Origin of the sequence: Cupriavidus sp. UGS-1 (assembly GCF_021213615.1) — a bacterium.
Classification (GTDB): Bacteria; Pseudomonadota; Gammaproteobacteria; order Burkholderiales; family Burkholderiaceae; genus Cupriavidus.
Map to the genome: position 1 here is coordinate 184,659 of NZ_JAJQJF010000003.1, position 25,419 is coordinate 210,077.

The following is a 25,419-nucleotide window of genomic DNA, read 5'->3' on the forward strand; positions in this document are numbered from 1 at the left end:
ATGAAGCCGCTTCGTCGCCTGCTTTGCGCCGGCATGGCGCTGCTCGGCTCCCCGCTCGCCATTGCGCAAGGCGTGCCGCCATTGCCGCCGGTTGGGTTGCCTCCCATACGGGCCGAACAAGACCCTGCGCAGCGCCTGCTGCAGGATCAGAAGGCGCGTGAGCGTCAGCAGGAAGCCGAGCAGCCGCCTGCGCAGATTGCCGCGCCCGCATTGCCGCCTGCACCGGACCTGCCGCCTGGCACCGATATCGAAGCGCTGCCCGATGCGGAGCCGACCTTCGCCATCCGCGAGATCCGCTTCACCGGTGACCAGGTCCTGCCGGCAGACCGCATGGACGCTATCGCGGCACCGTTCCTCGGCAAACGCCTGGGCCGCAATCGCGTCAACTTGCTGCTCCGGCGTCTGTCCGAAGCGTTCATCGCCGAAGGATTGATTACCACGCGGGCCTACCTCGGGCCGCAGAATCTGGCTTCCGGCGTGCTGACGGTGAATGTCATTGCCGGCAGGATCGCCGGATATACGCTCAATGGCACGCCGTTGCGTCCGGTTCCAGAAGGCGCCCGCTTGTTCGATACCGTTGGCGGCGGACTGGTGACGGATGCCGGCACCGCATGGGCATTCCCGGCCAGCCCGGGAGACGTGCTGCGCCTTCCCGACGTCGAACAGGGCGTCGACCAGATCAACCGCCTGCGGCGCAATCAGGCCGCGCTGCAAATCCTGCCCGGCCAGTCGCCCGGTGAGTCGGTGGTGGCCGTCACCAATCGCTATGGCGATCGGATTTACTACGACATCGGCATCGACAACTACGGCGGAACGCAGACCGGTAAGCAGCGCTACCGGTTTGGCGCGGAGGCCGGCAACCTCATCGGCCTGCAGGAATCGATCGGCATGAATTTCATCGGGACGCGCGACAGCAATGCGCTGGTGATGTCCAGCGCGGTGCCGATCGGTTATCAGACCTTCAGTTACACCACGTCGGTCTCCGAGTACCAGCAGACCATCGGCGATATCGCCTTGCTCCAGGGGCGAAGCTTCAGCCAGATCTTTGGTTGGAACTCGGTGCTGACACGCTCGCGTACCGGCCGTACCAGCTTCGACCTGACGCTGACGAAGACGCGATCCGAACGCAGCGTCAATGGCATCGACCTGTCTCCGCAGCGGTTGACCGTGGTACGTGCGGGCCTCAATGGGCTGGTGCGCTTCGCGGCGATGGGACAGCCTGTGACGTCTACCTATGACATCGGGGTGTCGCGTGGCCTGCGCTGGCTGTCCGCTGTCGAGGATGCAGGCGGCATCGGCCGCGACGAAGCGCACAACCAGTTCACCAAGCTCGACGCGACGGCGACGCTCCAGGCGACGCTGGGCTCGATCGCCGGCGCGTCGCTCGGCTATCGAGGACTGACGCGCATGCAGTACAGCGACGTTGCGCTATTCGGTACGCAGCAGATCTTCCTCGGCGGCATGAGTTCAGTACGCGGCTTCAACGAAGGAGGGATCGCCGGAGACAGCGGCTTCTACGTGCGTAACGAACTGGCGTGGCAGAACGCGCCGGCCTGGCAGGACGCTCGCATCGAGCCGTACGTTTTCCTCGACGGCGGCAAGGCACATCTGGTGGCCCAGGGCGGTTGGCCCACGCTGATGGGTGCGGGCCTGGGCGTTCGGGCTCAGTGGAAGGTCCGCCAACAGATGCTGTCGGCAGAAGTGCTGCTCGGCCGCGCCCTGATTCAGCCCGCCTTGCTGGGCGAAAAGGCAACCGTATTGCTGGCCACATTCAATTGGTCGATCTAGGTCGAAGACATCAAGGAATCAAAGGAATCGCGTCATGAAGAACTTCAAGGATCCGCTGAAATCGTCCCTCGCAAGCCTGACCATCGCCGTGCTTGCTGCCGCCACGCCAATGGCTCACGCCGCAAATAAATCGGCCCCCGACACCCGGGCCGCCGGGAAGACTGCGGCGGAAGGTCCTCTGTCCGCTGGGGTGGCCGCCCGCGTCAACGGTGTTCCCATTCCCGAGGAACAGCTGCAGCAAGCCATCAAGGCGCTCAATGCGCCGGAGACGCCTACGCTGCGTGAATCGGTCAAGAACCAACTGATCGCTCGGGAGCTGTTCCGCCAGGCCGCCGAGAAGCGGAACTACGACGTCCGGCCCGGCGTGAAGGCCGCGATGGAGCAAGCCAAGACCACGGCCATGATGCACGAATACCTGCGCGATGCGGTCAAGCCGCAGCCTGTCAGCGAGAACGACGTGCGCGCGAAGTTCGACACGATCGTCGCGACGCTCGGCGAGTTCGAGCTCAAGCCCAGTGCCATCGTGGTGAAGGACGCGGCGACGGCGCAGACCGTGCTCGAGCAGCTGCGAAAGGGGACTGATTTCGCGCAACTGGCGCGCCAGTACGGCCAGGGGCCCTCGGCCGCGCAGGGCGGGGCGCTCAACTGGGTGTCGTTCAAGCTGCCGCTGCAGGAAGGCAATACGCAGAATTGGCCGATGCCGCTCGCGCAAGCGCTGACCCAACTGCCGGAGGGCGGGGTGTCGCCGTCGCCCGTGCAACTGGGCGACAGCTTCTGGATCCTGCGCGTCGACGCCAAGCGCCCCACGCAGATTCCTCCGTATGACCAGATCAAGGGGCCGCTGCGTGCTCAGCTGGAACAACTGGCGCTGCAGAAGGCGACCGAGCAGGTTGTGGTCGAGCTGATGAAGAGCGCCCGCATTCAGCAGTAGTCAGGCAACACCGTTTCAAGTGCACCGTCCTGTGTCGGGACAGGGCGGCGGCTGGCGAAGAGTCCGGCCGTAGGCAAGGCAAACAAGAAGAAGCGCAGACATAGCGATGAACAAGCGTAATCGGGTCGTCTTCGGTCAACTGGAACAGGGAGCGGTGGCGCGCGACGTCGCACGCGACGGCGTGGCATTGCACGAGCGTAGCAGCGAGACGCCTGCCACCGGCCATCGTTTGTGGCAGCGCGTTCTCGCCGGTAGCGTCGCCGTGCTGACATGGCTGACACCGTTCTCGATTTCGCTGCAACAGGATCGCCGCGCCGCTGGTGCGCTGAATGCTGGCCAGCGCGCCTTGACCGACGAGATGTGGGAGGGGCTGCGCGCGCTCACCGCGCTCCAGGTCCGCTTTGGACTGCAGGCCGCGCATGCCACGCCGATCGTCGACCCGAACGCGCCGATTGTCTTCCGCCCCACCATCACGCAGACCACCGGCGCGGGCGGCGGCGTGCCGGTCGTCAACATCGCGGCCCCGAATGCCGCGGGCATTTCGGTCAACCAATACCAGCAGTTCAACGTCGACCCTGTCGGCCTGATCCTGAACAACAGCCTGATGGGCGGCACGTCGCTCACCGGGGGCCAAGTCGACGCCAACCCGAACCTGGGCAACCGTACGGCAAGCACGATCCTGAACGAGGTGACCTCGACGGGCGCGGGCTATGCTACCTATCTCCGTGGCCCGCTGGAGGTCTTTGGCGCCCCGGCGAACGTCATCATTGCCAACCCCAACGGCATCGCGACGCAGGGCGTTGGCTTCACCAATACGTTCGGCGTGACGCTCTCCACCGGCCGGCCACAGTTCCTGTCGGCGCCCGGCGGTGGGCTGACCGACTTTGCAAACGCCCGCGCGCTGGCGTACGACGTTCGAGGCGGCCATGTTCAGATCGAAGGCAATAGCGGCGTCAATGGCCCCGGTGCCGGGATCGAAGGTACGGTCGGGGCGATCGATCTGATCGGCGAGACCGTCGGGGTCAATGCACCGCTGTACGCGGGTAATCGCATCAACATCGTGGCCGGCCGGCAGCAGGTCGCCACGGCAAGCAACGGCGATACCGGCACGACCTATGCGACCTCGGCCAATGGCGCTGCGAATACCGCGGCTGCCATCGTCGCGGCGAACGGCGGGGCCAACCGCGGTTATGCGGTGGACGCGACGGCATTTGGCGCGATCACGGCCGGCCAGATCCAGGTGGTCGGCACCGCTGCCGGCATGGGCGTGCGCATGGATGGCCAACTGGCGGCCAATGCGAGCGATCTCGATATTTCTGCTAATGGCGATCTGACGTTGGCCGCTACGGCAGCGCAACGGCAGGCGACGCTCAAGTCCAGCGGAAACGTCGCGCTGAGCGGCACGCAGCTCGGCGTGGAAGGCTATGCGATCAGTGCCGACGGCGACGTGACGTCGAGCGGCACGCTGCAAGCGGGCAAGACCTTGACGGTCGACGCCGGCCGCAATGCCCGGATTGCCGACGCCCAGGCAGGCGGCGACATGAAGCTCGCGGCGGGCGGCAGTCTTCAAACCGGGAAGCTGCAGGGCGGTGGCGCGCTATCGATGAAGGCGGCCGCCGGCGACCTTCACCTTTCGGACGAGACCACGGCGACCGGCGCCGTGACGCTCGACGCCGCCGGGGATGTCACCGTTGCGGCGCAGCTCGGCGGGGAGTCCGTCGCTGCCAACGCAGGCCGCGACGTCAATATCGCCGCCGGCGGCACGGTGCTTGGCAAAGGTGGTACCACCCTTGCAGCAGGGCGCAATGTCACGGTAGACGGCAAGGTCAGCACCGACGGCAACCTCGGCATAGCGGCAGGGCAGAACCTGGCGGTTTCCGGCCAAGTCACGGCCGGCAAGCAGGCAACGCTGAGCGCGGCGGGCGATACCACCGTCTCCGGGTCGCTCGCCAGCGGGACCGCCACATCCGTGAACGCCGGCGGGAACATCGGCATCCAGGGCTCGATGCTCGCGGGCACCGATGCCGACCTGCGCGCTGGCAATGGGGTCGACGTGTCGGGTGTCCTGATCGCCCAGAAGCGCGGCGCGCTTGAGGCCGGCCGCGATATCTCCGGCGCCGGTTCGGTGGCCTTAGGCGAAAGCGGTTCGCTGACTGCCGGCAACGACGTCGCTTTGACCGGCAAGCTGCTGTCCAATGATTTGGCGATCCGTGCCGGCAACGGCGTCAGCGTCAAGGACGTGCAGGCGGGCGGCGCTCTCGATGTCGTCGCGCAGGGTCTTAACGGTGGAGGTGACATCGCGCTGAACGGCAATGTCGCGTCGGTTGCTGGCGCGACATTGAGCGCGCAGCGCGATGTCGCCATCGACGGATCGCTCGCCGGCGGCGCCGATGTCGCCATCGCGGCGGGCCGGAGTATCGGCGTCAGTGGCAATGTCGAAGCGATCAAGTCGCTGGCATTGTCCGCAGCGGCCGGCAATATCACCGCGAGCGGCGACCTGACCGCCGGCGACAAGTTGACGGCCAATGCCGTGGGGGACATCGCGCTGAGCGGCGCTACCAACGTCGTGGGCGATATGACGCTGAACGCCGGTCACGACGTCAGGACGACCGGAGATACGTCTGCGAAGGGCGCAGGCCATATCACGGCGGGCAACGACGTAATTCTCGGCGGCTCCAACGCGATTGCCGGCAATGCGACGATCGACGCCGGGCGCGATGCCAACATTGCGGGCACCTTGCAGGCGAAGGCGGTGGACATCACCGGCGGCCGCTCGGTGTCGCTCGCCAACGTTCAGGCGAACGACAGCTTGGCCGTGCGTGCCAATGGAAATGACAACGGCGGCGACATCACGATCGCCGGCACCGTGGAGGGCGCTGGCACCGGTACATTGACTGCGACACGCGACATCGTTGTCGATGGCGCGTTGAAGATCGCGGGTGCACTGAGCACCGATGCGGGCCGGGATACCGTCATCGCCGGCAACCTGCAGTCGAACGGCAACGTCTCGCTGCAATCTCGGGGAGGCTCGCTGCGCAGCACCGGGGATATTCAGGCCGGCGGCGATCTGGCGATCGATTCGGCGCAGAACATCGCGCTCGGACCGAAGTCCACGACGGCGCTGGGTCATACGTCGCTGAACGCTGGCGCCGATATATCGCTCGATGGAAAACTCGTCGGCCAGGGTGACGGCACGCTCAAGGCTGGCGGCGCAATTGCCGGCGGCGGCGATACGGCTTTCGGCCTCGCGGCGAAGGTCAGCTCAGGCGGCGATACGAATCTGACCGGCTCGCTACGCGGAGGAACCGTTCAGGCTGAGGCCGGCGGCAATACCACGTTGCATGACGTACAGGCGGGTTCGACGCTGACGCTGGCTTCAGGCCGGGACATGAAGCTGACCGGTGCCATCGTTGGAGGCGAGGAGGTCAGCGCAACCGCGGCCGGCAATCTCACTGTCGATGGCGGCATGCAGTCGGTCACCGGCATGACCTTGAACGCGACTGGTGGATCGCTTTCGAGCAACGGCACTCTTGCCAGCCAAGGAAGCCTCGATATCGGGGCCGGAACGGATGTTCGGCTCGCTGGAAATTCGACCGCAGGCGGCCAAACGACGCTGTCCGCCGGGCAAGACGTGGTCGTCTCCGGCGTGCTGCACGGCCAGTCGGATGGCGCGGTGATGGCCGGGCGCGATGTCACCGGCGCGGGCACGATTGCGTTCGGTAATGGCACGACGGTCGCCGCAGGACGCGACGTGGCGCAGGACGGCCTGATCCAGGGCCAGGCAGTACAAATCCTCGGCGGCAATGCCGTCAGCGTGCGCAATGTCGAATCGGCATCGACGCTCGACATCGAATCGTTGGGCAATGGCGGAGCGGGGGATGTCCGTATCGCCGGCACGGCGGCGGCCAGCGGTGCCGCACGCATCGATGCGGCACAGGACATCGCCGTGGGCGGCAAGCTCGCCGCGGGCGGTGCCATCGTCATGGATGCACAGCGACATGTCGACGTGGCGGGCGCCGTCGAGTCGGTGGGCAACCTGTCGGTGTTGGCGCGGCAGGGCAATCTGCACGCCACCGGCGGCTTGAACAGCGGCGGCACGCTCGACGCGATCGCCGGACAGGATCTGACGACCGGTGCGAGTACCACGGCAGTGGGCGCCATCGCGCTGACGGCCGGGCGTGATGCCACGCTGAACGGTACCCTGGTGGGCTCGGCCGAGGGCACGATTCACGCCGGTCGCGACGTGCTGGGTGGCGGCACCCAATCGATGACGCAGGCGCTGACGATCGAAGCAGACCGGAACATCGCCCTGACGGGCAATATGCAAGCCGATCGCGTTCAGGCTATCGGCGGCAATAACGCCTCGCTGAACAACGTCGTCTCGTCTACCACGCTGACACTGAACGCGAACGGCAATGCTGGCGAGGGCGATGCCGCGCTGACCGGCACGGTAGGCGTGCCAGGCGCCGTCAACGTGACGGGTCGCCGCGATGTCAACGTAAGCGGCGCGCTCACCGCGGGCGCGACCACCCAGCTCGATGCGGGCCGCGATGTAGCTGTGACAGGCTCGGTGCAGTCGGTCGACGACCTTGCTCTGCGGGCGGACACGGGTAGTGTCACCGTCTCTGGCAGCGCGGTGACCAATGGTGCCTTGTCCGCTTCGGCTGGCCAGGACATCAAAGTCGCAGGACAGGTATCGTCCGCCGACAAGCTGTCGGCCCAGGCAGGGCGCGACATCGCCTTGACCGGGGCGATCGCGGGACAGCGCGATGGCGAACTCGTTGCAGCGCGCGATGTGCGAGGCAACGGGACCGCGGCCTTTGCGAACGCCGTGACCGTGCAAGCCGGACATGACACGGCGCTCACCGGTAGTCTGCAAGGCGCGAGCGTCACCGTGACGGCCGGCAACTCGGCCGGCTTGGGGTCGGTCCAGGCCGTCAGCGGCGGGCTCACCGTCAATGCCAATGGCACGGCCGGAGGAGGCGACATTGCGGCGACAGGACCGATTACCGCGATCGGCGATGTTTCGCTGCAGGCTACGCGCGACATCTCCGCAGCGGGTGCCATCAATAGCGGAGCCGCCGGAACGCTGAATGCGGGGCGCAATGTCGCCGTGGCCGGGGACATCAATACAGTCGGGGACCTCACCGTCACGGCGCAGGATGGACGCGTCGACGTGGCGGGCATAGCGACCCAAGGCGACCTGACATTGTCTGCCGGCTCCGACCTGCGCGCTACCGGTGCGGTGGCATCGGCTGGTTCAACCGACATCGGGGCCGCTCGCGATATCGCTCTCGATGGCGGCATAGCGGGACAGGGCGCGGGCACGATCAGCGCGGGCGGCAACCTTTCCACCGCCGCGGCCGCGTTCGGTACGCAGGCCACACTCACCGCTGGCCGGGATCTGACAGTTACCGGTTCCACCGCCACCAACGGCGCGCTGACCGCGACCGCAGGCAACAGCCTGTCGCTCGGCGACGCGCAGGCAGGCGACACCATTCGCCTGACAGCCAACGGAACCAGCGGTGGCGGCGACGTTACCGTGGGCGGCCTCACGGTGTCGGGCGGCGCCACGACCGTCACGGCAGCGCGCGATGCCGCGCTCAATGGCGGCGTACTGAGCTATGACGCGGTGACGGCCACTGCCGGCAGAAACCTGACGGTTGGTGGGCCGCTCAGTGCGAATGCGGATGCCACGCTGACAGCAAGCACCGGCAATCTCTCCGTGACCGGCGACACCACGGTCGTGGGCAATCTGAACGCCAGGTCCGGCGCCAATCTCGCGCTCGCGGGTGGGCTGGTCAATGGCGACACGACGCTGTCGTCCGGCAATGGCATGACCCTGACCGGCGCGCTGTTCGGACTGGGCAGCGGCACCATTGACGCGGGCGGCAACGTTGTCGGCGGCGGCGCGCTCAGCTTTGCCGAAGATATCGGCATTCGTTCGGGCGGCGCTATTGCGCTCGGCAATATCGAAGGGGCCGGCAAGCTGACGGCAACCGCCGTCGGCGATGCGGCATTCGGCAAGACGACCGTCGTCGGGGATATTGCCGTCAACTCGTCAACCGGAAGCGCGACGTTCGCCGAGCCCGTTGCGACCGGTGGGAATCTGCGGATCCAGGCCGCGCGCGACGTCACCACCGGTAACCTCTCCGCGATGGGAGCCGTCAATGTCACGGGATCGGGCGGCAACGTCAGCGTGGCAGGTATCTCGGCCAATGGCGATGCCACGGTGCGGGCCGGCCAGACGCTTGCGGTGAGCGGCAGCAGCACCGTCGCGGGGCAGGTGGATCTGGCTGGACGCGACGTCGTGTTGTCCGGCTCGCTTGATGGCTCGAAGAACGTCAAGGTCGCCGCGCAGCAAACGTTGGATGCCGGCCGCATGCAGGTCGTCTCCGCCGGCAATACCACGCTGAGCGGCAACCATGTCGTTGTCGGCAATGCCATCGTGGGCGGCTCGCTGGACGCGCGCGCCACTGATCAGCTGGCGGTTACGGGACAGCAAGTGTTGGTGGTGGGTGGGGCATCGCTCCATGGCGGAAACGGGGTCACCAACTCCGGCAACGTATTGTCCGGCGGCAATCTCACCGTTTCCGGCGGGAACGTGGTCAATCACGCCAGCGCTTCGCTCGCCTCGACCAGTACCACCACGATTCAGGGCGGCAGCCTTACCAACGCCGGCGTGGTGAACGGAAATACCACGCAGGTGTCGGTGACCGGCGGTTTGACCAACAGCGGCTCGCTGATGGGTCTGAACGCGCTGAACATCACGGCCGCTTCGCTGAACAATGGCGGCGGCTTGCTGTTCGCGGGCAATCCGAACGTGGCGAATGGCGCTGCGGGAGACATGTCGCTGACCCTGACCGGCGGCGATGGCTCCTTCTACAACGGCTACGGCCATATCCTGGCGCAACGCGATCTGGGTATCTCGGCCGCCAACATGGCGTTCGACCCGTCGCAGGGAACCATCAGCCAGGCCGGCCAGCTTCGTATCAATGCCGGCTCCATCTATGTCTCCGGAACGTGGAACACCGGCGGCCAAGGTGTTTATGCCAACGGCTACAACGGCTTCACGAACGCCGGCCGTATCGACGGTACGGCGCCGATGACGCTGGCCACGGGAGGCATGTTCACCAACACCGGCCAGATCAGTGCAGGCGATCTGACCATCAACGGCACGATCAACAATGCGGTCGACGCCGTCATTCATTCGAACAGCAATCTGACGCTCAATGGTTCGGGGACGAACCGGGGCACGCTGGAGGCCCAAGGAACGATCGCTGTCAACGGCGGCTGGTATGACAACCAGTTGGGCGTTACGCAGGCAGCAGGGGACATTCGCTTCAATCTGGGTGGCGATCTGCAGAACACCGGCGGGATGATCACGGCTGGCCGCGACATCTCGATCCAGGCGAATCGGGTGATCAACGATCAGACCGCGCCGACCGGGCAGACGACTACGACGACGCGGGTCGATGATCGGGAGCTGTTGCTTTCGAATGTGATCGGCACCGTTACAGTGGGCCACTACCGTGATCAAGAAAGCAGTGAGATCGTTCATTCGACCCACACGGTGACACTAGGCGACCTACTCGCGCCTATGGGTGCGAACGCAAACACGGCGGACAGGGTGGCATTCGAATTGACCCGGATCGCGATTGGTGAGACGACCGACGATAACAATTCGACAATCTACGGAGAAGGTTGGAAGGTTGCGCCATCGTTGAGCACGGCGTTGCCGAGTGTCTTGCTGCCCGAGGTGTATCAGACGACCACGACGCAACAGCCAGGCACGTCGGGCGTTATTTCCGCCGGTGGCTCCATTTCCATGGTCGCCAACGAGCTTTCCAATCGTGGTGGACAAATATCAGCGATTGGCGGTGTCCAGCTGAACATCCAATCGCTCGCCAATGGCGCTGTGGCGCCAACGATGGTCAATCAATCGATCAGAACGGTCGATCAGAGCCAACTTACCGCCTTCCTGAACGCGTTGAATGAGTTGGGTCGTATCGCCTATTCGGGCGAATTTGATTCCTATTCCGGTACCCCTCCGCTGTACAACTTCAACTTGCAAGCCCCCGCGGCAACGTCGACTGGCACCCTCACGTCCTCGATGCCGCTCGGCCTGATCGCCGCCGGCAGCAACCTGACCATTAGTGGCGGCAATCTGGTCAACGAAGGCATCCTGTACGCCGGCAACAACGTCGTCATCAATGCGCAGAGCCTGACGAACCAGGGCGGCACGCGGCAGGACTACTCGACGCAGGTTGGCTGCGCAGCCGGCGTGCCAGATACCTCTTGCGGTACAGCCGGTCGCCCGCGTGGCAACGATCCGAACACGACGACCTTCAGCTATCACGAGCAGAATGCGTCAATCTACGCTGGCAACGACCTGATCATTGCTGCGGGCCAGACCAGCAACACCTACGGCAACCTGATCGCCGGCAACGACATCGTGATCGGCGGCGTCGGCTCGACGGCAGGATCGACGACGCCGGCAAAAAGCCTGACCAACAACTCCGGTAATATCGTCGCCGGCAACAATATCGAGCTCAATGTCGAAGGCGCGATCACCAATACGTTGCCGCCGCCGGTCACGGTGCACGAGAACTATGGGAAGAAGGAGCAGTACGCCGGCTGCATGACGGCGGGTGGCTACAAGGAGAGCTACTGCGAAGCCTATGTCGATTACCAGGCCGGCAGCTCCTCGGTTATCTCGGCCGGCAACAAGCTGAACATCAACGCCGGATCGCTGACCAACGTCGGCAGCCTGATCTCCGCCGGCGCGAATGCAGTGATCAATGTCGCCGGCCCGGTGGTCAACAACGCGCAGACGCTGAATGCCTACTGGCACTCCCATTGGGTCCAGAAGACCGGCATGTTCCGCAGCGACAAGCGGCACGATGTGTGGGCTTGCGGATCGGCGGAGCAATGCGCGCAACTGTACGGCAGCGCGTATACCGCTACCGGCGGCACCATCAATCCGCCTACGCCTGTCGGCAATATCGCCGCGACCATCCAGGCCCCGAACCTCTCGATCACCTCGGGCGGCCAGATCCAGAACGTCGGCAACGTGCTGGGCACGGAGGTGTCGCTGACCGGCCTCAAGCTGATCAACGGCATCACCACGGCCAATACCTACACGCCGCGCGTCAACGCGCCGTCGCAGGTGATCTCTCTCACGCCGCTGACCATGCCGGGGCTTAACCTCGGCGTGCCGCGCGCCGTCGGCAACGGTAGCCTGCCGACGCCCGTGCCGGGCAGGGCGACATATATCGATGGTCAACTAAGCCCCGCGTTGTCGGCCGGCTTCGGCCCACAGATTCTGCTGGACAACCTGCCGGCGACGCTGCAGCCGGGGTCGACGCTGTTCTACTACAACCCGGAGGAAGAGAACCTGCTGCTGCAGCAGGCCGCCCTCAAGCAAACCGGCAAAGCCAGCTTTATCGATGGCCTGGCGCCCGACAGCAAGCAGAACCTGTCGGTCGCTCAGGTCGAAAAGGCGATCCTGTACCAAAACGCACTGGAATACGCCCAGGCCAATGGCGTCCAGCTCGGCGAGGCCCTGACGCAGGCTCAGGTCAACGAGCTCGACAAGCCGATGCTCTGGTACGTGGAGCAGACGGTTCCCGACCCCAGTTGCACGGCGACCGGCACCGCGACCTGCCCGACCATCACCGCGCTGATGCCGCAGATCTATCTGCCGGCCGATATGCAAGCGATGTCGGCGGGCGGAAATATCAGCGGGCATAACGTCACGCTCAATTTCAATCAGGATGGGAATGGAAGCATCCTGAATACCGGCAGCATCGCGGCTGGCGGAAAGCTGACGGTTAACACGCAATCGCTGACCAATCAGGCCAATGTGGTGGACATTGGCGAGATCTGGAGCAATGTGCCACGCGGCTATCTGAAGGTTACCGGCACACAGGTCCAACCGGGCGGCTTCATCAGTGCCGCCAACATGGATCTGAATGCGCAGACCATCAACAGCATCGGCGGCATTTTGCAGAAGCTGGATGAGGATGGGACCGTCAATCAGGCCGGCACGCAACAACTACTGGCGGAGCTGGAACGCAAGTTCGGAAGCGACTTCACCCACGTGGAGTTGAAGGACGATCTTCGCTCCGAGTTTGTGAAGAAGGGTGGTTCCTTCGGAGCGTTGCAGATCATCGCGATCGCGGCCGCTATCGTGGTGACCATTGTCACCTACGGCGCCGCAAGCGGCGCTGTGGGGGCCGCGACCGGGGCCACCACCGCTGCGGCTCAGGCGGGCGCTACCGCCACGGCAATGGGGGCGACCGCGACAGGCGCTGCCACGGCCGCCGCGCAGGCCGGCGGTGCAATGATGGCGGCCACTGCTGGCGCTTCTGCTGGCTTGGGCAATATCGCTATCTCGGCTGCAATCGCCGGCATGGCGGGAAGCGCAACGAGCCAACTGATTGGGACAGGTCGACTGGATGTCGGCAAGACGCTGGCGGCGGGCGCGGTGTCGGCGATTACCGCCGGCCTTACCAACGGAATCACCTACGACGGGGCCAGCGGAATCGGCTTCAATACCGGGGCTTCTGTACCGGGGATTACAGCGCCAAGCCTGTCCAACCTCGCCGGGATTCAATCCATCGGCAACAGCCTGGTGCCCCAAGCCGGCACGGCCGTGGCCGGCAACCTTCCTGGGCAGGCACTTGCCGTAGTAGCCAACGCGGCGATTTCGTCTGGAGTACAAACCGCGATTCAAGGCGGGAGCTTCGGCGAAGCGTTGAAGGGCGCTTTGATCCAGGATCTGGCCGCAATCGGCGCGTTCTCGATCGGTAACATCGCTACTGATCCCACTTCCATTTTGGCTCAGGGCAGTGCTGGCTATGTAACTGCACACGGTTTACTAGGCTGTGTGGCCGCAGCGATGAACGGCCGAGAATGCGCTGCCGGGGCGGTGGGAGGTGCGTCAAGTGCTATTGTGGCGCCGCTGGTTCGAGATGAAATCTACGGTGGCAGCCAGACGGTCGCCAACAACCCCGACGGTACGCAAAGTACTCGCTACGAGAACGTTGGCTACAACGCTCTCACGGTCGCACTCACTACGCTAATCGGTGGGGCTGCAGGCGAACTACTCGGGATGGACGCCATCTCCGCCGCATATGCCGCACAAAACGAGGTGCTCAACAACGCGCTTTCGTCGAAGCTGATCTCGGAAAAAAGCCAAAAGATGGCCCGATGCGCTCGCGACGCAATGTGCGAATATCTCGTCGCAGTAGAGTACCGCCTGAAGAGCAATGCGCAGACAGCGGACTTCATACAGAGGCTGGGTGATCCGAACCGGCGCACACTGCTCGGTTTAAATCTCCGAGGAGAGCGGGCAGAGATTGAGCAGCTGCTTACAAACCCGGACTGCCAGAATGTATGCCGAGACAGTGCCCAAGCAAGTCTCGTCGAATACGACAGGCAGATCGCGATGGTCAATAACTCGACTATCAGAGATCTGAATCGGGAATTTCTCCAGGAGGTTGCGCTCACTGTCGCAGGAGGTTTACTTGTACGTGCTTTTCGTGCCGGCGCCGCCGCGGTAGAAGTGTCGTCGGGCGGCACGCTCGGCACGGTCGCTGAGGCGAATTTCGCACAATCGGCAATTCGCGCCAACGAGATGTTCAGTGTCGAGGGAGCCGCAAAGTATAGCCAACTTGCCGGGCGGCCCATAGCGACGGTGGACGATTTGGCGGCGGCTATTCGGGATGGACGTATTTCACCAAGCCAACTACCAATAGATTTTGTCGATATGAACGGCACGAGGTTGATTCTGAATACGCGAACGTCCGTCGCACTTGACCGAGCTGGCATACCTAAGTCAAGCTGGTACGGAAGTAATAGGACAGGCGTCAAGGTACCTGGCATGGAAAGCACTACGTTTGATGATTTGGCGGGGGCACAGCTGCGCAACAATAAGCTACCGCCGACCGGCACCCCCAATATCCCCAAGGGAGGGAAGCAATGAAAACAGGCCGTTGTATAGAAATTCTCGACCCGTATGAATGGCTGCCAGCATACGGTGAGAATGCCGTTTCGCTGGCCAACAACGGCCTCGAGCTCGTTGTCTCTATTGAGTATGACGGCGACAACGGCGCTGTTCTTCGGAAGGAATTATTGTTTGAAAGCGTTTGCTTTTTTTATAGAGCGTCGATGCCCGGGCCATGCATGCTGGACGTAATTCATGATAGCAAACCGACGCCATCCAACTTAGGTGCTCTCGTAAAGTACCCGGACTCGGAGGCAGCGCTCGCATGGGCGAAGCACTTTGGTGGAACTCGTGAGGTGAATCACTATAGGATCATGTTTCTTTCTGAGAATTTAGTGATAGAAGTAATGGCCTCAAGTGTAACGCTGAGGTAGATAATCATTCCATCTGGAGATATTGCGCGGGCACGAAGTCAATCAGCCAAACCCCATTTTCGGCTTGATAAAAACGATAACCATCCGAATGCATGCGCCAGCACTCAATTTTTAGAACAGCGGCTTCCCCATATCGACGGCCATTGGCTAATGCAGTCTCCATATCCGCTTCGAGATGTACATGATGCCGCGAACCGGGCTTCAGCCCGTTTTGCATTATGGAATGCAGAAAGCGCCTAGCCGTTCCATGATACAGAATATCGGGTGGTGTTTTTTCCCTGTGCGATTGTTTTACCTGAGGCGTCGAATGTCCCTGAAGTGCGCGAATCCGATTTCCATCATTTGAGATGGCGAAGCGGACCTTCTCACTCTCTGAGACTATGCTTCTTAGTATGGCGCGATCAAGGAATTGCCCGGCCTGCGCTGCGCCCGTGATCAATTGGTCAATATCTGCCCACCCTTCAATGTCGAGCTGTAGGCCAATCGTACGTGGTTCATGACGAAGAACATAGCTCAGGAATTTGCTTGCCTGAGTTCGTTGCTTGTTATTCAATGTAACACTCCCAATCCATTGCAGTTGGTGCGGTTGTTTAGATATTAGCTGAATTAAAGGCTCCCTGCTATGTGCTTTACTATCTTCACGACGCCATATTTTGATTGAATCTGCGGTTGTCGCCCTTTGTGTCGCGAGGCATTCACATGCCGGTCGTTGCATTTTAGAGTAGGGAAGTTCCCGCGCGATGGTGAGTTTGAGACGAGAATTGGTGCGTCGCACAAGGAGGCCATGCGGCTGATGACAGAAAATCAGACGGCCTTGTGGCGAATTGAACAGGCAAGGCGGCTCGGCTAATGACCGTCTTGGTCGACAAGCCGTAATTGGCATGGCCGGTCACCTTCAAAGAAGTTGGCAGGCGCATCCCCGGCCTTCAAGGCATCGCTCGCGAGATGCCCGCGCTGTGGAGCAGGTTCTCATCGAATATAATGGTCTTGGGAGGAATGCGGGATCGTTGATGAATAGAATTAACAGTATCGCGATGACTAATTCCATGTGTGCCGAGTCGTTGTATCGTGGGGCGGCTATATTGAAGTCTGTTGGACATTATGGGTTTTGATAATGATTAAGACCGGTGATGTTTTTTCAATAAATACATCTAATGGTTTGGCATATTTTCAGTTTGTAAAGCAAAACAAACTGATGGGGTCGTTGATACGCGTGCTGCCCGGCATACATGGAGAAGAGTCTTCATGCTGGGAGGATTTTGTAGGGCAAAGCACCAATTTTTGGATTTTCTTTCCTGTCTCGGCGGCACTAAAAAACGGAATCATTAGAAAGGTTGCAAATCATAATGTCCCGGATCATGCTAAGGAGTTTCCGTTATTTCGTGCCGGTGTAAGGCATCCTGAGACGGGGAAGGTGGAAACGTGGTGGTTGTGGGATGGCGAGAAGGAATGGCCCGTCGGTGACATCACCGAAGATGAACGAAAGTTGCCAATACGTGCGTCGTGGAACGACACCATGCTCGTCCAGCGCATTCAGGAAGGGTGGCTTCCTGAAAACGACCCACGGTAGTCGACTGGGGAGTGATAAGACGGCGGCAACTCTGGACGACCGGATTCGATCATGTGAGCGGGTGGAAGATCGTGATCCTACGTGTGGCTCAATCACTAAGGGACGCTACATTCGAAGCCGGGAACCAGTTCTAGTTTTTTAGGCCTGTGCGCAGGAAAGGGAACATCATCCGACAGCTGACCTTATCGCAATATCTTCAGATCGATATAGACCTGATTCGTCTCCCGGAACGCCGCCGCCCCTCGTGACATCCATCCCCATGAAAGGACCCGATCGCCACGCCGTCCGGCGCCGAGGCCAACGGGTTCGTTTAATGAGGAGCGATGCCATGAAGCACATCCTGACGGCCTTATCCCTATGCTGCGCCGCCACAATCGGGTGGGCCCAATCCCCAAACGACGCCCAAATCGCCGCCATCGTCGTCACGGCAAATCAGGTCGACATTGACGCCGGCGAGCTGGCCCGAACGAAGGCGAAGTCCAAGGACGTGAAGGAGTTCGCTGATCTGATGGTCACTGACCACTCCAGCGTCAACCAGTCCGCAATGGACCTGGCCAAGAAGCTCGATCTCAAGCCCGAGGACAATCCGACCGCGCAGACCTTGAAGCGTGGAGGGCAAGCAAACATCGCCAAACTGAAGGGGCTCAAGGGTGACGCCTTCGATCGGGCCTATGTCGATCAGGAGGTCGACTATCACCAGGCCGTACTGAACGCCCTGGACAAGACCCTGGTGCCGAGCGCGAGCAACGCCGAATTGAAGGCGCTGCTGGTCACGGTGCGGCCGGCCTTTGTCGCGCATCTGGAGCATGCGAAGCAGTTGCAGGCCTCGCTGCCCAAGAGCAAGACCGTCACCAAGAACAAGAAGCCATGATTCGCAGCCGGGGGACCGTCCTGGGGTCGCTGGTGCTGGCGGTGATCCTTGGCGGCACGGAAGTCGGCGCGGCGACCTATATTGTCACCATCGAGGGCATGGAATTCCGTCCTTCGACGTTGGTGCTGCACCGCGGCGATCGCGTCGTCTGGGTCAATCAGGATCTCGTGCCGCATACCGCGACCGCGGCGGATGGCAAGGGCTTCGATTCCGGCCATATCGCGCCCGGTGCGTCATGGGAGCATGTGGTGCAGGGCCAAGGATCGCTGCCCTATGTCTGCACGCTCCATCCGACCATGCAGGCGGTGCTTGAGGTTCGCAAGCGATGATCCCTTCCAGTGCAACGACGCTCGCCACCGGCAATCCGCATCACGATGACCAGGAGCTTGCCCGGCGTATCGCGGCGGGCGATCGTGCCGCGTTCGAGCTGCTGATCCGGCGAAACAATCGCCGCCTGTACCGCCTGGCGCGCGCGGCGCTGCGCGACGACGCGGAAGCCGAGGACGCCTTGCAGGAGGCCTATCTATCGGCCTATCGCGCGATCGGCGAATTCCGCGGCGACGCGGCGCTGGCAACGTGGCTGTCGCGGCTGGTACTGAATCAATGTCTCGGTCGACTGCGCCGCCACGCGCGCCGCGAGAAGGTGATTCCGATGGTGGCTTCATCCGGGGATGACGCTATGGAGCACGACTATCCCGCACCCGATGACGATGCGCCCGACCGGGCTTTCGCGCGTACCGAGTTGCGCGGACTGATCGAGCGTCAGCTGGACCGCTTACCCAAGGCGTTTCGTCTCGTATTCGTGATGCGGGAAGTCGAGGAAATGAGCGTGGAGGAAACCGCGCAGTGTCTCGATATTCCGGAGGCGACCGTTCGCAGCCGGCATTTTCGTGCGCGAAGCCTGCTGCGCGAGGCGCTGGCTCGCCAAATCGATCTGGCCGGACGCGATCTGTATGAATTCGGTGGCGTGCGCTGCGACCGGATCGTGCAGGGGGTGATGGCACGGTTGGACCGCGAGAACGCTGGCAAGGCCTGAACAAGCCCAGGCCCACCACACCGCCGATAACGCCGCAAGGAGACCCACGATGACTACCTCACTCTGGCGCGGCACCACCAACCCGACCGGATCTCCGATGCTGGTCGAGGACATCCAGACCGACATCGCGATCGTCGGTGGCGGCATTACGGGCGTCAGCCTCGCATGGCGCCTCGTGCAAGCGGGCCGCAGTGCGGTGCTGCTGGAAGCGAATGCCCTGGGCGTTGGCGACACGGGAAATTCCACCGGCAATCTCTATGCGACGGTCAGCAGCGGCTTGCGTGCCCTTCGGCAGAAATGGGGCGACGACGTCGTGCGGCAGGTCACGCAGTCGCGCGCAGAGGCAGTGGATTGGATCGAGGAGCACGTTCATCGCCTGGGCATTGATTGCGCGTTCCGGCGCTGCCCCTTGGTTCGCTATCCGGCGTCGGCCGATGCGCGCGACGGGATCGAGGCCGAGTTCGAGGCGTCGCTGGCCGCCGGCCTACCAATTCGGAGGGAGGGCGCCTTGCCTACGGGCTTGCCCCACGCCCACGGCGATGCGCTGGTGCTGGAGCAGCAGGCGCAATTTCATCCGCTCGCCTATGTGCTAGCGCTGGCCCGGCATGCCGCCGACAATGGCTGCCGCATCTTCGAGCGCTCGCCGGTGGTCGAAATCGACCGCTCGCAACAGCTGCTGAGAACGGAGCGCGGCAGCGTCAAGGCGCAGCACATCGTGCTGGCCACGCATTCGCCGAGCGGCTTTCATCTGATGCAGGCCGGCATGGTGCCGCATCGGGAGTATGGATTGGCTGCGCCATTGAACGGCGACTCGTTTCCGGCAGGGATTTTCTACGCCGAAGGCAGCGAGCGCCTGTCGGTGCGCGGTCTTGATACCACGCAGGGCAACTACCTCGTATGCATCGGCCAGACGGCCAAGACCGGTCAGCATGACGCGGCGGCGGCCATGACAAAGCTCGAAGAATCGGCAAGGCAGCGTCTCGGCATTCGGCAAATTGCCTTTCGCTGGTCCGCGCAGAATTTCCCGTCGCCGGACGGGCTTCCCTATATCGGCAAGGACACGTTCGGCAGCTACGTGGCCACCGGTTTTGCCACCGACGGCCTGACCTACGGCACGCTGGCCGCGGCCATCATCGCGGACCAGATTCTCGGGGTCGACAATCGCTGGAGCGAGCTCTACAAGGCGACGCGGTTGACCGCCGTGAAGTCCGCAAAGGGCACCGCGGAGGAAGTGGTCAGCATGGGCAAGGCGCTGATCCAGGACTATCTGACGCGACGACAGCACGAGCAGCTGCAGAGCCTCGCACCGGGCAGCGCCGCGATCGCGGAACTGGAAGGAGAACGCGTCGCGGCCTATCGCGATCCCGCTGGACGGCTGTTTGCGGTATGGCCGGTCTGCACGCATATGAAATGCATCGTCCATTGGAACGCGGTCGAGGCAAGCTGGGACTGCCCATGCCACGGCAGCCGTTTCGCGCCTGATGGCAGCGTGCTGTCCGGCCCGGCGCTGGCACCGCTGACCATCAAGCTGGTACCGGATCAGGAAAGCGGAACCTGAGCCGACGCGACCGTGCCTGAATCGCCGTCGTTCTGCACTGCGGAAAATGGCGGAAAACCCCAACATGTCGGGGCCTGGAACACCCATTAAGATGAACCGGCAGCAGCGGGACCTCAAGACAACAGCCGGAGACATCAGCATGGATCGACGACAGTTCCTCGGCGCGGCGGCCTGCGCCACCGCGACGCTCGCGGCAACCGGCCTGGCGCCAAGCGCATGGGCGGCGGATTGGCCGAGCCGGCCGATTCGTCTGGTGGTCGCCTATCCGCCGGGCGGCGGCACCGACGTGGTCGCGCGCCTGTTCGCCGACTACTTCACCAAGGTCATCGGCCAGTCGGTGGTCGTGGAGAACAAGCCGGGCGGCGCGACGATCCCTGCCACGCAGGACGTGATTCGCGCGAAGAACGATGGCCATACGCTGCTGGTGACGCTGGGCTCGTCGGCGACTTCCGGCGCGCATATCAACCGCGTGCCCTACGACCCGCTGACCGATCTGACCGCATTGGCGGAGCTTGGCAAAGCGCCAGTCGTGATGGTGGCGAACAAGGACGCGCCATTCTCGTCGCTGAAGGAGTTGATTGCCTGGTCCAAGGCCAATCCCGGCAAGCCGCTGCATTCGGCCTCGTACGGCCCCGGCACCTCGTCGCACTTCGGGCCGCTGCTGTTCAACCGGCTGTCCGGCACCCATATCGAGCCGGTGCTGTACAAGGGCTCGGCGCCGGCCACGCAGGACCTGGTCGGCGGCGTGGTGCCGCTGATGATCGATGGGCTGACCACGGGCGTGCCGCTGTATCAGGCCGGCAAGACCAAGGTGCTGGCGACCACGATTCCGGAGCGGTCCGATCTCGCGCCCGGAGCGCCGACGTTCCGGGAGCTGGGCTTTCCCGAGATGGAGCAGCTGAGCGGTTATTTCGCGCTGTTTGGTCCCAAGGCGATGCCGAAGGAGACCGTGGAAGCGGTATCGGCCGCGGTGCGCAAGGTGCTGGCCGATCCGGCCTATCACAAGCGCCTGGCCGGCGTCGGCGTATTGCCGCCGCAGGCCGTCACGCCGGACGCCTTTGCCACGCAGATCAAGACGGATCATGCCCGCTGGGGCAAGTTCATCAAGGACATCGGCTTCAAGATCGACGGAACCTAGGCGCCGGCGCCAGCTCCCGTACCGTCGCGGGATTTCCCATCCGGGGCGCGGTGCCCTATGCTACGGGCTTTGCGTGGCCTGCCGACGCATTGGCTGGGCCAACCGGCCCGCCGCGGGCGCCACGCCAGCCTGGATCAGAGGACCCCGCCTTGAAGGCCGATAGCAGCGCGTCGACCGTCGACGACTACCAAAACCTGTTCAATCTCGCGCCAGTCTCGTTGTGGCTCGAAGACTATAGCGACCTAAAGCGGCATCTCGATGGCCTGCGCGCGGGCGGCATCGTCGACCTGCGCGCCTACCTGCACGGCCACCCCGACGAGGTCGCCCGTTGTTCGTCGCTGATGCGGGTCGTCAACGTCAATCGCCGCACGCTGGAGCTCTACGGCGCCCGGGATCTTGCCGACCTGGTCGGCAATCTGGACAAGGTCTTCCGCGACGACATGTTCGAGCAGCATGTCGAGGAGCTGGTGCAGCTGTGGGAGGGGAAGGGGGCGTTTTCAGGACAGTCCGTCAATTACACGCTCGACGGCCAGCGTCTCGATATCCAGCTGTCCGGCCGCGTGCTGCCCGGCCACGAGCAGCTTTGGGACCGCGTGCTGCTGTCGATCGACGACATCACGCAGCGCCAGCGTGCCGAGCGCGAATTGCGCAACAGCCGGCAATACGCGGTCGGGCTGTTCGAGCATTCTCCGGTGTCGCTGTGGGTCGAGGACTTCAGCGCGGTCAAGGTGCTGATCGATGAGGTGCGCGCCGCTGGCATTACCGATTTCCGGACCTTCCTGAACGTGCATCCCGATTTTGTCGCGCGTTGCATGCAGGAAATCCGCGTGATCGACGTCAACCAGCAGACGCTGCTGATGTTCAGCGCGCCGTCGAAGGCGGTGCTGTATTCACGCCTGGGCGATGTGTTCCGGGACGACATGCAGCAGCATTTCGCCGAGCAGCTGGTCGACCTGTGGAACGAGAAGCTGTGGCAGCAGCGCGAGATCGTCAACTATGCGCTGGACGGCCGGCAGGTCGATGTGTACATGCAGTGGTCGGTGTTCCCGGGGCATGAGGCGGAATGGGACCAGGTGCTGGTATCGCTGACCGATATCACCGCGCGCAAGAAGGCCGAGGCCTATGTCGAATTCCTCGGCAAGCACGACGTGCTGACCAAGCTGTACAACCGCGCGTACTACGAGGACGAACTGGCGCGGCTGGGCCGCAAGGGCCCGTGGCCGGTCAGCGTGATCGCGGTCGATCTGAACGGGCTCAAGCAGGTCAACGACAACCTCGGCCATGCCGACGGCGATGCGCTGCTGCGCCGCGCCGGCGAGGTCCTGAAGAAGGCCGTCGGGGACGGCTTCTGCGTGGCGCGCGTCGGTGGGGACGAGTTCATGGTGCTGCTGCCGGACCGCGACGAGCATGCCACGGCCTCGGTCGTCGCGCAGATCGAGCAGGTCGTCGAGCTCAACAACCAGTTCTATCCGGGCGCGGCGCTGAACTTCGCGATCGGCGCGGCCACCTGCGCGGTCGGCGAGCGGCTGACCGATACGGTAAAGCAGGCCGATGCGCGCATGTATGCGGCCAAGCGCGCCTTCTACGAAAAGCTGCGGGCGGAGCGGGAACGCCGCCGCAGCTAACGTCACGCGCGCCCCGCCATCAGCCGCGTGCGCCCATTGCAGGATCGGACACCAGGTCCTTGCCCGTTTCGATGCGTCCCGCGAAACGGCGGCGGAAGCTGCCCTGCTGCGTGGTCACCGTGAAGTCGTACCAATTGCCCTGCGATCCGACCGGCCAGTGCTGGTCCAGCTGCTTGCCCGCCGGCACCTCGAAGGTCCACGGGCCGTCATTTCGATAGGCGTTCGGCACCACGGTGAAGGTGCAGGCGCTGGTGCCGGCATTGATCATCGTCAGGTAGACCGCCGCGTTGGCGATGTCGTAGCAGACGCGGATCTCGGGCGCGCTGGCACCGGCGGTGCCCAGCGTGCTGACGTCGCCGCGGAAGCTCCGATGGAAGCCATTGGGCCCGAGCACGAACAGGTCGTAGCGGCCTTCGTCGCTGGCGAACACGTCGTAGCGGCCATCGAGCTGCTTGCCGGGTTCGACGGTATAGCGGCGCGGCACGCGGTCCAGGTGCAGGCGGTCGTAGACGTGAAAGACCGCGGTGGCGGTTCCGGTATTGCTGAACAGCAGCCACATCGCGCGTCCGCTGGCGTCTTCCCGCCCGCTGACGTGCAGTTCATACGGCAGCGCGCGCGAGGGGCGCGTACCGGTTGCCTGCGCGGGCAACTGCTGTGCGCTCGTCGCGGGCAGCGGCACCTGTGGCAACTGACCCTGCGCGGTGCGGATCGCGTCGGCGCTGGTCTTGTCGCGCGTCGGCAGCGTCGGCAGCGTCTCGGTATTCGGGTTGACGAAGTTGAACGCCGAGGTCAGGTCGCCCGCGATCGCGCGGCGGTAGGCGCTGATATTCGGCTCCATCACGCCGAAGCGAGCCTCGAGGAAGCGCAGCACCGAGGTGTGGTCGAACACCTGCGAGTTGACCCAACCGCCGCGGCTCCACGGCGATACCACGTACATCGGCACGCGCGGGCCCGGGCCATAGGGATTGCCGTCGGTGTGATATTCGCCGTCGGTCGCCACCGTCGAGGCGCCGGCCAGCGTGCCGTTGTCAAAAGCGGGCGCGCACGGCGGCGGCACGTGGTCGAAGAAGCCGTCGTTCTCGTCGAAGTTGATCAGCAGCACCGTGCGGCTCCAGACCTCCGGATTGGCCGTCAGCGCGTTCAGCACCTCCTGCGTATACCAGGCGCCTTGCACCGGGCTCGACGGCCCCGGGTGTTCGGAGTAGGTGGCCGGCGCGACGATCCACGACACCTGCGGCAGCGTTCCCGCCGCGACATCGTCCTTCAGCGCCTGCAGAAAGCCGCCATCCGGCATCGTGTTGCCGATGCCCTTGATCAGCGGGCTGATCTCCTCGTCCGCGGGCGTGTACGGCGGATACGGGCTGCCGTTGGGCTGATTGCCGCGCGCCGCATTGGCGTCGCGATATTGCTTGAAGCCGGCCAGCGGGTTGTCGGTGAAGTTGTCCGGCAGGTTCTGATAGACCTTCCAGCTGACGCCGGCCGCCTGCAGCCGTTCCGGATAGGTGGTCCAGCGGTAGCTGATGCTGGTCGCGTCGAGCGAATCGCCGCGGTTGTCGATCACCGGGCCGCCCATCGCGCCGGTCGGATCGTTGGTGCCGGTCCAGTGGAACAGACGGTTCGGATTGGTGCCGCCGTGGAACGAGCAGTAGTACGCGTCGCAGATCGTGAAGGCATTGGCCAGCGCGTACTGGAAGTCGAGTTCGGCTTCGGTATAGAAGCCCATCGAATGCGGTTCCTTGTACGTCGGCCACTGGTTCATGCGGCCCAGGTCCCAGGCTTCCTGTGCGTCGGGATAGCTGTGCGGCGTGCCGGCGACGCGCTGCGCGTTGCCGGCGCTGCTGTCCAGGTGGTAGGGCAGCACGATGCGGCTGACACCGTTCTCGGTATAGGTCTGCTCGAAGACGTTGCGTCCGCCGGCCAGCGGAATCGGAAAGCGGTCGCCAAAGCCGCGCACGCCTTTCATCGTGCCGAAGTAGTTGTCGAAGGACCGGTTCTCCTGCATCAGGATCACGACATGTTCGACATCGCGAATCGTCCCGGTGGCGTTATTGGCCGGAATGGCCAGGGCGCGGCGAATTGCAGGCGGGAATGCGGCCAGCGTGGCGGCAGCGGCGGCGCCGGTGCTGGCGAGCTTCAGGAATTGACGGCGGCTGTTCGATGGCATGGCGAAAGGCGGCTGGGATGGCGGGATGGTACCGGCAGGGCGGCGATCGGGAAACCATGGGCGCCGGCGCGCAGACAGCAGGGCGCCGGACAGCCGAAGCCGGCACCGTACCCGACGGCGATGTCAGCGCCATGACGTCGCGATGACAGCGGCCGCTTTGCAACACGGCAAGCGATCGACATCGGGTCACAGTGTCGTCATGCATGCGCACTAGGCTGGCGGGATTTCCGGAACGGCTTCCCCATCGATCCGGAATCTTTCCCATCCTTCTTCCACGCCAGCGAAGGTCCCAATGCAAGCCCTGAGAATGACGAGAGCGCTGTTGGCCGTTCTTCTGACCACCGCCGTGCTGAC

General features: G+C 63.6%; 12 protein-coding genes. 10 read left to right on the plus strand and 2 right to left on the minus strand.

The features are described 5' to 3' along the window. From LRR16_RS05790 to LRR16_RS05800, 3 genes are all read left to right on the plus strand, one after another. On the plus strand, positions 1-1,788 hold the full coding sequence (locus LRR16_RS05790) for a ShlB/FhaC/HecB family hemolysin secretion/activation protein (RefSeq protein ID WP_232205130.1): 1,788 nt from the start codon (positions 1-3) through the stop codon (positions 1,786-1,788). A 34-nt stretch (positions 1,789-1,822) separates the two neighbouring features. Further along, the gene (locus LRR16_RS05795; RefSeq protein ID WP_232205131.1) at positions 1,823-2,719 is read left to right on the plus strand and encodes a peptidyl-prolyl cis-trans isomerase; all 897 of its coding nucleotides are present in this window, start codon (positions 1,823-1,825) and stop codon (positions 2,717-2,719) included. Between the two features lie 106 nt (positions 2,720-2,825). Beyond that, positions 2,826-14,708, plus strand: coding sequence for a filamentous hemagglutinin N-terminal domain-containing protein (locus LRR16_RS05800; RefSeq protein ID WP_232205132.1), 11,883 nt, complete (start codon positions 2,826-2,828; stop codon positions 14,706-14,708). A gap of 399 nt (positions 14,709-15,107) precedes the next feature. On the opposite strand, the gene LRR16_RS05805 is transcribed toward LRR16_RS05800, so the two are convergent. Further along, positions 15,108-15,656, minus strand: a complete 549-nt coding sequence (locus LRR16_RS05805; RefSeq protein WP_006575491.1) for an RNA 2'-phosphotransferase — start codon at positions 15,654-15,656, stop codon at positions 15,108-15,110. Positions 15,657-16,217: 561 nt separating this feature from the next. On the opposite strand from LRR16_RS05805, the gene LRR16_RS05810 reads away from it, so the two are divergent. The 7 genes from LRR16_RS05810 (at position 16,218) to LRR16_RS05840 (ending at position 22,901) form a co-directional block, all read left to right on the plus strand. Further along, positions 16,218-16,673 (plus strand): hypothetical protein, encoded by a 456-nt coding sequence (locus LRR16_RS05810; RefSeq protein ID WP_232205133.1) that lies wholly within the window; start codon positions 16,218-16,220, stop codon positions 16,671-16,673. 328 nt (positions 16,674-17,001) lie between these two features. Beyond that, complete coding sequence (locus LRR16_RS05815) at positions 17,002-17,544, plus strand: DUF4142 domain-containing protein (protein WP_232205134.1); 543 nt, start codon at positions 17,002-17,004, stop codon at positions 17,542-17,544. After that, positions 17,541-17,873: a cupredoxin family copper-binding protein gene (locus tag LRR16_RS05820; RefSeq protein WP_232205135.1), complete on the plus strand. Its 333-nt coding sequence runs from the start codon at positions 17,541-17,543 to the stop codon at positions 17,871-17,873. Before LRR16_RS05815 ends, LRR16_RS05820 begins: the two co-directional genes overlap by 4 nt. Next, entirely contained in the window at positions 17,870-18,580 is a 711-nt protein-coding gene (locus LRR16_RS05825; RefSeq protein WP_232205136.1) for an RNA polymerase sigma factor, read from the plus strand. Before LRR16_RS05820 ends, LRR16_RS05825 begins: the two co-directional genes overlap by 4 nt. A 49-nt stretch (positions 18,581-18,629) precedes the next feature. Further along, the gene (locus LRR16_RS05830) at positions 18,630-20,138 is read left to right on the plus strand and encodes an FAD-dependent oxidoreductase (RefSeq protein ID WP_232205137.1); all 1,509 of its coding nucleotides are present in this window, start codon (positions 18,630-18,632) and stop codon (positions 20,136-20,138) included. A 139-nt stretch (positions 20,139-20,277) separates the two neighbouring features. Next, the gene (locus LRR16_RS05835) at positions 20,278-21,276 is read left to right on the plus strand and encodes a tripartite tricarboxylate transporter substrate binding protein (RefSeq protein WP_232205138.1); all 999 of its coding nucleotides are present in this window, start codon (positions 20,278-20,280) and stop codon (positions 21,274-21,276) included. A 149-nt stretch (positions 21,277-21,425) separates the two neighbouring features. Then, complete coding sequence (locus tag LRR16_RS05840) at positions 21,426-22,901, plus strand: GGDEF domain-containing protein (RefSeq protein WP_232205139.1); 1,476 nt, start codon at positions 21,426-21,428, stop codon at positions 22,899-22,901. A 19-nt stretch (positions 22,902-22,920) separates the two neighbouring features. Here LRR16_RS05840 and LRR16_RS05845 read toward each other — a convergent pair whose 3' ends face one another. Further along, positions 22,921-25,065 carry a phosphocholine-specific phospholipase C gene (locus LRR16_RS05845; protein ID WP_232205140.1) on the minus strand — a complete coding sequence of 715 codons (2,145 nt, stop codon included), beginning with the start codon at positions 25,063-25,065 and terminating at the stop codon, positions 22,921-22,923. Between the last annotated feature and the right edge of the window lie 354 nt (positions 25,066-25,419).